General features: G+C 45.9%; 22 protein-coding genes. 15 read left to right on the top strand and 7 right to left on the bottom strand.

The features are described from left to right. The 4 genes from J7619_RS23185 to J7619_RS23170 form a co-directional block, all read left to right on the top strand. A partial coding sequence (locus J7619_RS23185) for a hypothetical protein (protein WP_291204307.1) occupies positions 1-383 on the top strand: 383 nt, incomplete at its 5' end. A gap of 29 nt (positions 384-412) precedes the next feature. Beyond that, positions 413-880, top strand: a complete 468-nt coding sequence (locus tag J7619_RS23180; RefSeq protein ID WP_291204305.1) for a hypothetical protein — start codon at positions 413-415, stop codon at positions 878-880. Continuing rightward, entirely contained in the window at positions 870-1,181 is a 312-nt protein-coding gene (locus J7619_RS23175) for a hypothetical protein (protein ID WP_291204303.1), read from the top strand. Before J7619_RS23180 ends, J7619_RS23175 begins: the two co-directional genes overlap by 11 nt. A 27-nt stretch (positions 1,182-1,208) precedes the next feature. After that, complete coding sequence (locus J7619_RS23170; protein WP_291204300.1) at positions 1,209-1,547, top strand: hypothetical protein; 339 nt, start codon at positions 1,209-1,211, stop codon at positions 1,545-1,547. Here J7619_RS23170 and J7619_RS23165 read toward each other — a convergent pair. Beyond that, entirely contained in the window at positions 1,544-1,732 is a 189-nt protein-coding gene (locus J7619_RS23165) for a hypothetical protein (protein ID WP_291204297.1), read from the bottom strand. The two genes, J7619_RS23170 and J7619_RS23165, sit on opposite strands and share 4 nt — an antisense overlap. 110 nt (positions 1,733-1,842) lie before the next feature. Here J7619_RS23165 and J7619_RS23160 point away from each other — a divergent pair, with 110 nt between their 5' ends. The 5 genes from J7619_RS23160 to J7619_RS23140 are packed head-to-tail and all read left to right on the top strand — an operon-like array spanning position 1,843 to position 5,337. Then, on the top strand, positions 1,843-3,720 hold the full coding sequence (locus tag J7619_RS23160) for a hypothetical protein (RefSeq protein ID WP_291204294.1): 1,878 nt from the start codon (positions 1,843-1,845) through the stop codon (positions 3,718-3,720). Beyond that, on the top strand, positions 3,717-4,049 hold the full coding sequence (locus tag J7619_RS23155) for a hypothetical protein (RefSeq protein WP_291204291.1): 333 nt from the start codon (positions 3,717-3,719) through the stop codon (positions 4,047-4,049). The genes J7619_RS23160 and J7619_RS23155 overlap by 4 nt, the downstream gene beginning before the upstream one ends. Before the next feature lie 40 nt (positions 4,050-4,089). Then, positions 4,090-4,302, top strand: a complete 213-nt coding sequence (locus J7619_RS23150; protein WP_291204288.1) for a hypothetical protein — start codon at positions 4,090-4,092, stop codon at positions 4,300-4,302. A gap of 7 nt (positions 4,303-4,309) precedes the next feature. Next, a complete protein-coding gene (locus J7619_RS23145) occupies positions 4,310-4,894 on the top strand; it encodes a hypothetical protein (RefSeq protein ID WP_291204286.1) in 585 nt (194 codons plus the stop codon). Continuing rightward, the gene (locus tag J7619_RS23140) at positions 4,891-5,337 is read left to right on the top strand and encodes a M15 family metallopeptidase (protein ID WP_291204284.1); all 447 of its coding nucleotides are present in this window, start codon (positions 4,891-4,893) and stop codon (positions 5,335-5,337) included. Before J7619_RS23145 ends, J7619_RS23140 begins: the two co-directional genes overlap by 4 nt. Positions 5,338-5,395: 58 nt before the next feature. Here the strand turns inward: J7619_RS23140 and J7619_RS23135 are convergent, their stop codons facing one another. The 4 genes from J7619_RS23135 to J7619_RS23120 all read right to left on the bottom strand — a co-directional run bounded on the left by J7619_RS23135 (position 5,396) and on the right by J7619_RS23120 (position 7,353). Further along, positions 5,396-5,821 (bottom strand): hypothetical protein, encoded by a 426-nt coding sequence (locus J7619_RS23135; RefSeq protein ID WP_291204282.1) that lies wholly within the window; start codon positions 5,819-5,821, stop codon positions 5,396-5,398. A gap of 173 nt (positions 5,822-5,994) precedes the next feature. Beyond that, positions 5,995-6,210, bottom strand: coding sequence for a DUF6965 family protein (locus J7619_RS23130; RefSeq protein WP_291204280.1), 216 nt, complete (start codon positions 6,208-6,210; stop codon positions 5,995-5,997). Between the two features lie 156 nt (positions 6,211-6,366). Beyond that, entirely contained in the window at positions 6,367-6,903 is a 537-nt protein-coding gene (locus J7619_RS23125) for a hypothetical protein (protein WP_291204278.1), read from the bottom strand. 18 nt (positions 6,904-6,921) lie between these two features. Further along, on the bottom strand, positions 6,922-7,353 hold the full coding sequence (locus tag J7619_RS23120; RefSeq protein ID WP_291204275.1) for a hypothetical protein: 432 nt from the start codon (positions 7,351-7,353) through the stop codon (positions 6,922-6,924). A 134-nt stretch (positions 7,354-7,487) separates the two neighbouring features. On the opposite strand from J7619_RS23120, the gene J7619_RS23115 reads away from it, so the two are divergent. The 3 genes from J7619_RS23115 to J7619_RS23105 are packed head-to-tail and all read left to right on the top strand — an operon-like array spanning position 7,488 to position 9,131. After that, the gene (locus J7619_RS23115) at positions 7,488-7,973 is read left to right on the top strand and encodes a hypothetical protein (RefSeq protein ID WP_291204272.1); all 486 of its coding nucleotides are present in this window, start codon (positions 7,488-7,490) and stop codon (positions 7,971-7,973) included. A gap of 41 nt (positions 7,974-8,014) precedes the next feature. Continuing rightward, complete coding sequence (locus tag J7619_RS23110; protein WP_291204269.1) at positions 8,015-8,272, top strand: hypothetical protein; 258 nt, start codon at positions 8,015-8,017, stop codon at positions 8,270-8,272. Next, positions 8,265-9,131, top strand: coding sequence for an SOS response-associated peptidase (locus J7619_RS23105; protein WP_291204267.1), 867 nt, complete (start codon positions 8,265-8,267; stop codon positions 9,129-9,131). Before J7619_RS23110 ends, J7619_RS23105 begins: the two co-directional genes overlap by 8 nt. Here J7619_RS23105 and J7619_RS23100 read toward each other — a convergent pair. Beyond that, the gene (locus J7619_RS23100; protein ID WP_291204266.1) at positions 9,120-9,407 is read right to left on the bottom strand and encodes a hypothetical protein; all 288 of its coding nucleotides are present in this window, start codon (positions 9,405-9,407) and stop codon (positions 9,120-9,122) included. The genes J7619_RS23105 and J7619_RS23100 overlap by 12 nt on opposite strands. A gap of 75 nt (positions 9,408-9,482) precedes the next feature. Between J7619_RS23100 and J7619_RS23095 the strand changes: the two genes are divergently transcribed. From J7619_RS23095 to J7619_RS23085, 3 genes are read left to right on the top strand one after another with little or no spacing between them, the layout of a single operon-like run. After that, the gene (locus tag J7619_RS23095; RefSeq protein WP_291204264.1) at positions 9,483-9,935 is read left to right on the top strand and encodes a hypothetical protein; all 453 of its coding nucleotides are present in this window, start codon (positions 9,483-9,485) and stop codon (positions 9,933-9,935) included. Between the two features lie 27 nt (positions 9,936-9,962). Beyond that, positions 9,963-10,745, top strand: coding sequence for a DNA-formamidopyrimidine glycosylase family protein (locus J7619_RS23090; protein ID WP_291204262.1), 783 nt, complete (start codon positions 9,963-9,965; stop codon positions 10,743-10,745). Between the two features lie 45 nt (positions 10,746-10,790). Further along, positions 10,791-11,705 (top strand): hypothetical protein, encoded by a 915-nt coding sequence (locus J7619_RS23085; RefSeq protein WP_291204259.1) that lies wholly within the window; start codon positions 10,791-10,793, stop codon positions 11,703-11,705. Between the two features lie 194 nt (positions 11,706-11,899). On the opposite strand, the gene J7619_RS23080 is transcribed toward J7619_RS23085, so the two are convergent. Continuing rightward, entirely contained in the window at positions 11,900-12,397 is a 498-nt protein-coding gene (locus J7619_RS23080) for a DUF4494 domain-containing protein (RefSeq protein ID WP_291204256.1), read from the bottom strand. Between the last annotated feature and the right edge of the window lie 27 nt (positions 12,398-12,424).

Below are 12,424 nucleotides of genomic sequence, written 5' to 3'. Positions count from 1 at the left end.
GCACTGATGGATCGGGTGGCAAGGGCTGGTATGCTCTGCCAAGTGGCGGCGGGGTGCCGACTTCACGCGTGTTAACGATCAACGGCGTTTCATACGATTTATCATTGGATAGGTCATGGACTATATCCACAGGTGTTTCTGGTAGCGGGATAACAAACCGTACTGCAGTATGGAATTCCAGTGGCTCGATAACGTCCAGTAGTATTATGACCGATATCGGCACTCAGATTTCTATTGGTGGACACTTGATTATAAACAGTGGGGTGTTCGGCCTTGGTCTGTTTTCAAGTGACCCATCCAGCCCAAACATAGGCACCTTCTATTTTAATACTTCAATCAACCGACCTAAATATTACAATGGGTCATCGTGGGTAACAATTTAATTTTTCATCAATAAACTAAATCAAAAACAATGGAGACCAGCTACAAAAGTGCATTCAGATTCGTCGAGGTAGCACAGATCCTAATTAAGGAATCGGACGAAAAAGACACGAAGTTCATCGCGGCATTGAACACTGTCATCGAGCAGATTGATGAGCAGCGCGAGGACTACGGAAAAAAGGTTACGAAGATCCAGCGCAAGCATGCGGCTGAGGACAAATTCGGATGTATCCTCCGTGACGAGCGGGGCAACTATCGATTCAAGAAGGATCAGGAAGAGGCTATGGAGGCGAAAATTGACGAGCTCTATAACCATACCGGAATCGAATTTGAGCCTGAGTACGTCGATGATGAGTCCATTCCGGCAAGCGTCCCTAAGCATGCCCGTAAATGGCTGGTTGGCTTCGTAATCGAACCTGACGGGGCGGAGGCGACCCCAGCCCAAACACTATTGAATTCATTACCAACAACTAAAAACAATCAGACCGATGGCGAGTAAAATTAATGCTCTGTTGGGTGAAACTCCCGTAACGGCTCCGCGATTCGAATTCGATTACGCGAGCCTGAATTTCTCAATCTCTGGCCGCGAAGTAAGCACCGGCGAGCCGAGGGCCTTCAATTTCAATGATTCGGCCAGTCTGAATTTCAACAATGAGGGCGAGCTGAACAATACTTTGAAGGATAAAGGGTATCTGTTGGAAGTCATTCCGAAACTGGTAAAACGTGCTCTGGACTCTTACGATTCAGAGAACGAAAAGGCAAAGCAGCTGAAAGAGGCACTCGGCGCATTGCTTCAATAATCAAGTTGCCAATCATCAACAAGAGAAATGAGAACACGTAGAAACTTTTTTAAGACGGCGGTTGCGGCTATTGCTGCGATTCCCACGGTCTCCGCGCTTGTGAAGGCCGAGGGCGTTTCCGTGCCCGAAGTAAACAATAATTCATCTCGCACGATTACAATCAATGGGGTGAGTCATGATTTATCGGGAAAAAGAGATTGGATGGCAAGATCTGACAAATCAAACCTGTTTAGCCCCCCGATGTGTACCGAAGAGGAAAGGCTGGCATTTGTTCCGGATCATGGCGGGATGTTGGTTAATCAGGTAGACGGTGTTGCCCCTGGATGGTATATCTACACCAGGGGCTCATGGAAGTTTATCGGCTAATCCTTGAAGAAGTGAGTCATCCCGTCATCTTCAACCTCAGTAGCTGCTGATTCCAGTAAGTACTGCTTTTGTTCGTCATTTGGATGGACTAAACCGGGGTTGTTGTCCGTCAGGAACGTGACGTACTTTTCAAGGAATGACATTCTAAGCCAAATACGATTCCATTTTTCTTGATCTGTATCCATGATACACTGAAAGGTTAGGTGAAAAAATTGAACTGACGAACCAATGTAAGTAACCTGCCTTTCGACTTTGTAACCGAATAATAATTTCATCAACAACTAAAAACCATTTCATGAAACAACTGCTGATTGCGGTACTGCTGGCGTGTAGCCAGCTGGTAACCGCGCAATCGATATCGATCGATCAGGTTATCGATAACAAAATCAAGGCGTCGGAGGCCCGGCAAAAGGCTTACGCGGATAGCCTTTTCAAGAAAGGAAACGGCGGAGTAGATCCGAAACCGGAAGTACCGAAGGGCGATAGCTGCACACGCGGTCCGGTACCTAACGACGTTTACAATATCACTCAATCCGGCGCTACCGTCCTGTTTGATGGCGAGGGCGTATTCGGATGGGACTTCACTATTTCCCAGGACGGCATTGTAAAGGTTACCGGTAACTCTGGCGCCGAGAGGCTGCAAAAGAATACCGTTCCGATTTCTTATGCACTGGCGCCAGGTGAATACGTGTTGGCTTTAAAGGGTAATACCTGTTTGAGCAAAGTATACACGCGTACGTTCACTGTTCCAAAGCCAACAGGCGAAGGCAATGGCGGGGACGGCGGTAATTCAGGCCCGCCGCCCGTAAGCAACGGAAAACGGCAGATCGATATGAACCTGACCGGCTACGGCTTTGACGTCGATGCGCCGACCGGGATTAATAAGGACTGGCTGCCTCGCATTGAAGCGTTCTGCAATCTGACCTACAACGGGAAGAAATTCCGGGGTATCGATGGGATTCGGATCAATATGAAGTGGCACGATTACGAGCCTAAAAAAGATGTGTTTCGTGACGATAAACTACTCGATGTCATCAATTACTGTAAGCAGCGAGGCCTCAAACTATCCGTAGCACTCATTCCATGGCGTGTGATTGGTGATGATTATCTGGATCGCTTTGAAATGCTCGAACATTTGCCGGATCCGAACTGGAATCCCTCCAAGGACGAACCGACGCAGGATTTAATATGGCATGACAAGGATCAAACTCCGGTCAGAGATAAAACCTACCTACCAAGCTTTAACAGCACTACTGGCAGGGAGAGATTCAAAAATGCCGCCCGTCATCTAGCCGAGTTTATGGCAAAATATCCGGAGTACGTGGATTACATTTCGACGGCAACCAGTCCGGGGGAAGAATATGAAACGGTTATCGTACGCAGGGCAAATAATCAGATACTCCTTACTGGATATGGGCAAATTGACCTTAACGCCTGGCGCGAATATTCGGGGGGAATGGCCGTTCCGTATCCCGCGCAGAATAACGAGGAACATCTAGCCTACCTGTTCAATAATTCAGAGGCCGGCCGGAAATGGTACGAGTTCCGTACCAAAGGATTGAAAGACTTTCATGCGGCATTTGTGCAGGGAGTCCGGGAAGGCGGCAAGGGGAAAGTTCGATCGATGGGAATGTACGCCGGTTGTGGCGCGCCGTCAGGAACCTGGACCGGCCTTTATAAGCTGAATGAGATTTTCAGTGCTGGTACCAGTGATCAGCCTGATTTAATCTATTCGAGTGAAGGCGACGCGGGAAGCCAGAGTAGCAAGCCGATGGCAACCGACCTTAATGCGGCGACATTCCCAGGTTCCGGGTATGCTATTGAGTTTGACCCTAACGATTTATCGGTAGATCAGGACTGGCAAACTCGCGAGGATGAAGATGTTAACGGCGACATCCTTTACTATTGGGCATCATCATTCTTTCGGCGAGGCGGCGAGATCGTTCATTTCGCAATGTCTTTTTACGCGCCAAAGATCAATGCCCAGCTGGGGCCAGCACTTTATCGGCTCCGCTCTGAATTCATCGACTCAGACTCCGGCATGACTGGTATCTCCCAGGGGGAAGGCTTCACTTTCCCGATTACCAGGTATGCAGGCTTGCAGGAGTACCGTGAAATCTATTCAGGACGCGGCGGCGGGGTCAACAAGGTTGTCAAAATCTTACTGAAATGAAGCTCAACCATTGGAAGATCATCGCCGGCTTGCTGGTGGTGATCCTCGGGCTGTTCTGCGTCCTGTGGTATCAGGGCTTCCGGCAACCTACACCAAACCCTGATGCGCCATACTTCGGCGATACAATTCGCGAAAACCAGCGCCGGGCTTATCAGTACGCCGATACGGTCAAAAAACATCATCCAGATTATGAAAACAAACTTGAAGGGTATCGTAAAAGCGCTGTCCCTGATTCTGTGGATCCTGACGGCAGTGAGCGTGACAGGCTGGGCGCAAGTATCGAATCGGCCGCCAAAGCGGACAGCATTCGAAAGCGCACTCCTCGATAGCGCGTACCGCTTCGAAAAGTTGAAACTGGTATTTAAACCATTGAAAACAGCCTATGAATCCCAAGGGAAAGAAATTCAAGAGCTACGAGCAGCCGTGCGCCTGCAAAACCTGCAAACTGCGGTGCAGAAACAAAGTTTTGAAGCCCAGGTCCGCAAGGCGAAACAAGAAAGTGGATTTTGGCGAGGATTCAAGTGGGGGTTTGGCACCGGCTACGGAACAGGATTATTAACAGGGCTCCGGGCCCGTAAATAGCATTTACATGAAATTTTATGAAAAGTTGGATGTAGTATCGAGCGTGCTTGCAACGGCATGGTTGACCATCAAAGGGATATTCACAAATCCTACCCTACTGCTCCTCTCGTCGTCTACTGTCGGCGTTGTCCAGGTATTCACCTACCGAAAGGACTTAACCGTTAAGCTGGTTGCGGCCGTGGGGATTTGCTTCATTTTAATGACCTTCCTGGGGATGGTGAAGCATTACAAAGTCGGAGAGTGGAAAGCGGAGATTTTTCTAAAAAAGACCGTCGAGCAATTTGTGGTAATGGTTGCGGTAGTGTTACTTGGATACGTCGCATCACTCGTTGTCGGGGTTGTTTTCAGTGTCGTAACACAAGCCGTACCCGAAGCGACCCCAATTCCTAGCGTATCGTTATACTTCATTTTTGCCGGTTACTCGGTAATGATCGCCTACTACTTCGTGAAATGCTGCGACCTCGTGGAACAGATCATACCAAACCTTGTACCCAAGTGGTTTGCCGCTCCGTTCCGGAAGTTCCGCGAGACTGGCGACATGAAAGACATGTTGAGCTTCCAAAGTGAGGAGGGAAAGGAGGTTGTAAAATGAAAACGCAATCTCAACTAATCGCCAAGTTCGGTAATCCAGAGGTTAACAGGCTTCCATTTGAAAACAAGTGGATGAAAGTTTGGATCGTGCCGGCAGACATTCGCAAGGCAATTCCTGCCATGCCGGAAAAAATCTACCTGAACAAGCTTATTGAAGCTCCGTTGGAGAAAGCATTGCGAAGCTTGATCTCGCACGGTATGCACGAGGAAATCAAGACATGGAACGGATGTTTCAACATTCGAAAGAAACGCGGGAGCAGCGGAATATCAGCGCATGCATTCGGCATCGCGGTAGATTTGAATGCGGCCACAAATCCTTTCCGTGGGGCGGTCACCTGGTCCAAAGAATTTCTGCAGGTGTGGCGGGATATCGGATGGATATGCGGGGCTGATTGGTCGCCAGCATCAAAAGACGGCATGCACTTTCAGTGGGAAGGATTTTGACATTCGATTTAGTTTAGGGGTATTGCATAAAAAAGGGGCTTCATAGGCCCCTGATTTATTAACTAGGAAAATACCCCGCCGCAAGAATACGCGCCCTCATATCAGTCTCACTAATCCTTGGTTTAATTTCAGGCAATATAAAGAGATCATTTTTGTCAAATTCCGCAGTTATTCGCCCATCAAAATAAAGTCTTGCTACGGCGCGATCTCCAACGGTCATCGGGCTTAATGTAATCTCGAAATATTCGCCTTTGTTAACACCCAAGCCGGGCATCAGTGGCCGGTCAAATGCTCCGGATAATAACGGAATTAATTCTGCTTCGTCCAGTACTTTCTTGCTAGACAACTGCTTGGCACCAGGAAATAACTTCAAATAGAAAAGATCGCGTGCTAGATCTTTGTCACCGGCGGATACCGCTGCCTGGAAACCCTCAGAGTCAAACAATTCATTTAACAGGGCTGGATCGGGAAGGAGATTGTTCATATATGTTTTTTATTTCTTTATACGACCTCCATATCAAACATTATCACTTCCTTTTCAAAAAAAACAGCACCCGACGCATGAGAGGTTCGAACTCTCGTCTCCCCGGTCTGGCCGAGGATCTTACCTATTCCGTGGGCCTACCCATCCATTACGAATGCGCCGGTGTGCTGATGCTATGCACGCCCATTCGCTTCCATCCATTCTTTCATCAAAGTTAATCGCAGGATCAAAGGTTCATTTGCCCGATCGTTTGGATCGGCTTCGATCGAGTTGAAGTGCAATTGGAGAAATTGCTTAGGGTCTTCCACCTTCATGGACTTGTGTATCCAGATCGGGCCAGATGGTATTTCCCGGCCTTCAAACCATTCTTTAAGTTCTTGTACTGTCATAGCACAAATGTAAAACACCCCGCACACATTGTATGCAGGGTGTCGATACTATCTTCATCAATTTGAAATCGCTGCTCACGCAACATTCAAAATCTCTACTTTAAATTATCTGGGTTAAACGGGGTAAAGCTCCTTCTCTATAACTACTTGACGGCATTACAGTTGTGCTTTTCCCTTCAACTCCTGGAACATTTTCTGTGCATTTTCAATGGCTTCGCCGCCGGTCCACCCCCAGAATGTTCCTGACAGAGCAGGCCACTTGTCAGTCAACGGAACAGGTTCTTTGATCGCCGGTATCCCATCATTTGGTCCCCAACTATCATAAACTTCCCCTTTGGCATTCAGTATGATTTCATACGGCATTTTCCCGAAACTGACCTGCTCCTTGTATTTGTCAACCTCGATGTTCATTGCCTTGATCTCGCTCCGCTCACGAAGTACCGGATCAATAACACCCACCATGTGCCCGGCGAGGATATCGGCATACTCGCGGTTAGTAAAAGCAGCCTGGGGCTGCTGAGTTTCGGTTCCCGCGTAAACCACCCATGCATGGTTCGGATAAACCACGGGCTCCAATTTCGCTGCCACTTCGTCGCGCCACGCAGTATATGCCGCTGCAAGGCGATTTCTCATTCCTTCGGCGCTATATTCTTCAAGTTCTTCTTCCTCTGTTTTAGTTGGTCCAAATTTCATAGTTGCTGATGATTAAAGTTATTGATGATTACGTCTTGATTCCCAAAGAAGTTCGGCGCGCTCAATGGCATCACCGATAGAAAGCGCCCAGAACGTCCCGGCAAATATTTCAGGATGATCTTCCTGAAAATCTGGTTCCGATATATTGAAAATTTCGCTTTCGTAAGTATCCTCTCTCAATGCCCTCCCATTTTCAAGAATAACGGAATAGGGTATTAACCCTTCGTTCATCTGCCACAGATACAGATCAACTTTTACGGGGATTTCATCCAATCCTATCAGCACAGGGGGTTCAGACTCTGCAAGCATTCTGTGTAATTTTTCCGCCCAGACTCTACCATAAAAAGCCGCTGCAATAGCTCGTGAAGGACAGGTTGTGATTACAACCCATGCTTTGGGGGGATTGGCCTGGCCTATTTCGATGATATCGGCGCCCTGAATGCTTTCCATGTTTTTGCCCAACTTAAAGGATTGTTAAAGATTGATAACCAAAGTTAAAAAATGGTTTTGAATCGTGCACAACATTTTGATACTTTTGCTATCATTTTTTTGATACAAATTTCATCAACACAAAAAGTAAACCCATGAACACGACCTATTTGAAGGTAGGTGATATCCTATTTTTACAAAAGGGCATGATGGTTGGGTGCGAAAAAGTGCCCAGAAAGGTTATAAGCCACTATTACAGCCCATACGACGAAACTTTGACAGAGGGACGGTTCAAGTTGGGATTCGAGTATTTCAGCCGCCAAGATGTTTTCGAGGAGCGAATCGAGGTAAGGACACGCATAATAGAAATATTCAGCGAGTTGAAGATCCCGCTAGATGTTAAGATTCTGGACCGATTCTTGTTTAACCAAATCCGGGAGCAGAAGGAGGTAAAAGTGATGCTGCCATCAGGGCGATATGTGGTCACCAGTGTAAAAAACGAAAAAGGGATCCGGTGGATTTACTGCGAAGAAATGTACGGCGATCCCCCTGCAAAGATTTTCTTTTGGCAAGGGAATGAATACACAGGCTCATGCGAGCTGATCCATAACAACATCGTTCCAGAGCGCGGCATTCGATGATTTTGAAGAATTTACTACTTTAGGCACAAACATGGTACGTCATGGCATTTACTGCAGATGATTTCAAAATTGACCACAGAGGACAGGTTCTGCACATTCAAGTACTGGAAATGCAGGGACGTGTCGTTTTTAGGGTAATATTTTCAGACGGACAAAAAGATTTATTTCTTACCAGAGCGGAATTAACCAACGGCCGAAAGCACTGGATGTCCGTCCCGGAGGATCCCAAAAGACAGGATGACGCTGTGATGATAGGAAGGGCAATTGTTGCATACTTTAAAGAAAGAAAAAATGTGTAACTACAACAGGCAAAAGGTATTGCGTACTGAGTACGTTACCTTGAAAGATATCGAGAAGGACATTAAAAAGTTCAAACTGGACCAGGCGAAGCCGATCAACAATGGTTTCGATTATGCCCCCGTATTCGTGATCAAACCCAACTTTTCGAAAAACGACTATGATATCGTCGAAATGGAATGGGGATTCCTGCCGCCATATGTTTCTGACCGCGACCGAGCGAAAGAGTTCCGGAATGGATATAAGAAACCGGACGGCAGTTATCAGCAAGGAATTACCACGTTGAACGCCCGGGGCGAGGAACTTCTTTCGATCGATCCCAAGACGGGTCGTGAAAAGATGTTCCGCGATGCCGCCCTTCACCGCCGCTGTCTGGTCCTGTCGACTGGATTCTTTGACTGGCGCCATGTGTACCGTCGAAACAAGAAAACCGGAGAGCCGCTAAAAACCGCAGACAAGTACCCGTACTTCGTTAATCTGAAAGATCAGGAATATTTCTTCATGGCTGGTGTATGGAACCCTTGGACCGATCGCAAGACAGGAGAGCATATTGAAACAGTAACGATCGTCACTACTGAAGCCAACAAGCTGATGTCGCAGGTACACAACGCTAAGAACCGAATGCCGGTGATATTGGATCCTGCGTTGGCATGGGAGTGGATTACGGGGGACTTGTCGGAAGAAAGAATAACTCAGATCGCAACCACCCAATATGACAGCGAGAAAATGCAGGCATGCACTATCATGCAGGATTTCCGTACCTCAGACGAGCCGACAACCCCTTATTTCTATCCTGAAATGCCGGCATTAGACCAAACGATCGCCAACGAAACGCCGCCGAGCCAGCTCTCACTTTTTTGAGGCACTATCAATTTCTGGTTGCACTCCGAGGCCCAAACGGAGCCTGTTGACTCTTGGTTTACCGCCTAATTTGTTGATTGTAAAAATAAACTCGTTACCATTCTGCACGACGTTCCCAGCATTGAACGTGAATTCTCCCCTGAGGTTAAAATGATCAAGATGAGCATGCATAAATTGAATAGCATCATCCTTCGTTTCGCCAGGTTCAGCAATTACCGTCTGCTTGGATCCTTCTTTCCAGGACTTATACCCTTTAAAGCTTTTATCAATTTCCATAGAACATCGAGTTTAGACCAGTAAAATAGCCAAAACTTCCTGTAAGTTGCAATTCAATACCGCCAGATAAACCACATGGATTTTTTCATCTACACATCCGATTCCAAACTGTTCGATTTTGATAAGGCGAAGCTCGATCAAATCACAAATGAGACAATCACCCGGCATGGCCTACTGGTAGATACCACTATCTCCGACTATAACGGTGACATGATCACATTTTTGACTACGATCGAGATTGGGAGAGTCAGTGAAGGTACCGTAGACATAGCCGAACCGGAAAGGCTGCTGACATTCAAGGGCAAAACAGTTTTTAAGATTGAACAGCCCGGACTGTTTACGTTCGGTGTGACAGATCACGCCGTTTCGGTAATGGAGACAATGATTACCTTGTCACAAGCACATACTTATGGTGCATTTAACGTCACGGTTCGGGAAATGAATTTGGCACGCCTTCCAATGGAGGTGAGTCCGATCGACAAGTATCTGGAAGGAATTACCGCCTTTCTATCGGCAAATATTCAGTAGTAAACTTCAACAACAAACACCACAGCCATGCCAGAAGTACCAGAGCTCAACATCGTAGGGATCACCTTGCAAAAGCATTTCAAGGGTCAGAAATTCAAAAGCATCGACGTTCTTTGGAAAAAGCGCGTGAAAGCCTCCAACGACGAATTTAATGACGCATTCAAGGGGTCTAGGCTTCAATATGTAGACCGTAACGGAAAGGAGCTGCACCTGCATTTCGATAATGGTAACGTTCTGGGCATACACATGATGCTGACCGGGAAAATGGTGCTACTACCGACCGAAGAGAACCTTAGAAACCCAATCTTTGAACTCCTGTTTGAAAACGGAGCGGGGATAATGGTGCTGGATGGCATGGGCCAGGCGAAGCCAATACTGAACCCAGAGGTGCCAAATGTTCCTGATATTCTCAGCGACGACTTTACCCTGGAATATTTCGCGAAGTACCTCTCGAAGGCCTCGGGGAAAATCAAGGAGGTTATACAGAAACAGGACAAGATTCGTGGGATTGGGAGCGCTTACGCCGACGAGATTCTTTGGTGCGCGAAAATCTCCCCCTACTCGATCGCGAAGAACATCCCAGCCGGCAAGGTGAAGGAATTGCACAACGCGATCAAGACTGTAACGGTTGAAGCGACTGAGGAACTCGAAAAGCTCAAAACGTCCGACGACGTCTTCGAAATGGAAAACAAGGATCACAGGTTCGTCCATAATCCGAAAAGGAAGACATCTCCCGAGGGCGAGGAAATTATCGTTGGCAAGCTTGGTAGCGGAAAGACATATTACACTGAGAGTCAAACAGTTTATTGAACTAACGAATCGAAAAACACATTTAATTACTCAAATTCTTAAAACATGCCAAAATTCCCGCGATTTGAAGATCACAACAAATTCCTAGATCACCTCGATATGCTTTGGAAGTTACAATCGCGAGCTGCCGAACTTTCCAAAAACAAAAAATTTGAAAAGGAAGATCTTCGGAACGAATTCTTTGCTAATTTATCTCATTTAATTTACAACTTTTATGTTGACCTGCAATTGCCTTTTTTCGTAAACAAAATACATCCGGCCTTGGCAGATGGAACTTTAAATCCGTATTTTTCAAAAGATGCAAAGAGAGAAAATGATCATTACAGCAATATTTTCCATATCGGATCTCCTGACAAATTAAAAGCATATCACGACAGATACAAAGCACAGTTGATATTTTCGATCTGGATTGTATTTGAAGATATGATAGATGTAATGTTTGAAAAACTTGCAACTGATGAAGAAAAAGAAATTAAATCAAACAAAACTTTTTCACAGATATCCAAGTTTTTAGCTGGACTGACCGAACTAACAATAAAAAAGATCCAAGGAAAACTTCATTCAGATTTTGTCGGACTAGGGGAAAAATACAACCTTGTTTTTAAAAAAATAGAAAATCAAGAATTGTCTAGTCAAATCAAAAAATTCAAAGAGTTCTTGGAGTTTGTGAATACATTGAGAAATTGCCTTCATTTTAATAGCAGGCCCCTAAAAGATCGAACTTTTGAACTAGATTTTGGCAAATTTGAGTTCAAGAAAAACGAATTCGTAGATTTCGCATCACCAGAAATGATTGAATCGACACTTGAAAAGATGATGGATTGCGTCGATTTTCTTCGAAATCACTTAACGTTGGAGGAGAAGTTGATCCATTCCTCCAAGCCGACACCAAGGGAATACGAAGAAGTAAAAAGAGAAGTTGCAATTGATGAAGATGGCTTCTTGAATCCTCGTGAGTAGGAAATCAATTGTACTTCACTATAAAATAGGTCACTAAAAATCAGACGAATAAAAATATAACCAGGGTAAGGTTTTGTATTCTCTGTTAAGTTTCTTCATTTCCCTCTGAAAGCAATTTCCTATACCGGCAAAAACTAGAATTTATATACGGGGGATTTCTAGCCCGTATATAAATTCCGACTATTCTACTCCGCTTATTGACGTCGTTCTGCAATAGCCTCGGAAAGTGTGAGCATATTCTCGGGCACTTCCAGCTCGTCATTCTTTTCACCAGTGTACGGAAATACATCGCTGATAATCGTGAGAGCAACTTCGACAATCTCAAATGGGATGAGGAAATTGCGCATGCCCTCGTTGATGCGGTCGAGCGCCTGCTGAATGCCTTCTGCGTTCACCAGCATGTAATTCACGATCTTCTTTTCCTTGCCCGATTTTTCGTCTACTGAGAAATAGATCAGCTTTGCCTTGAACCATTGCTCGCCGTCCTCATAGGAAAAGAGATCAGCCAGGCGGTAACGGGTGATGCTGGTAATGCTGAAATCACTCGCGCCGGTGACGATTTGTGCGTAAGCCGCTGCCTCAGTTTCAGTGTACGAAACTGCGTCGAATAGGAAGGCTTCATTGATTGTTTTGAGAGCTCCGGCTTCATCTTCCTTCTGAAACCGGATTTTGCATAGATACCACGATGCCATGTGATAGTTTTTAGTTGTTGATAAATA

It is taken from the genome of Dyadobacter sp. (genome assembly GCF_017744695.1).
Lineage (GTDB): Bacteria > Bacteroidota > Bacteroidia > Cytophagales > Spirosomataceae > Dyadobacter.
This window is presented reverse-complemented; position numbering and strand designations above follow the sequence as displayed.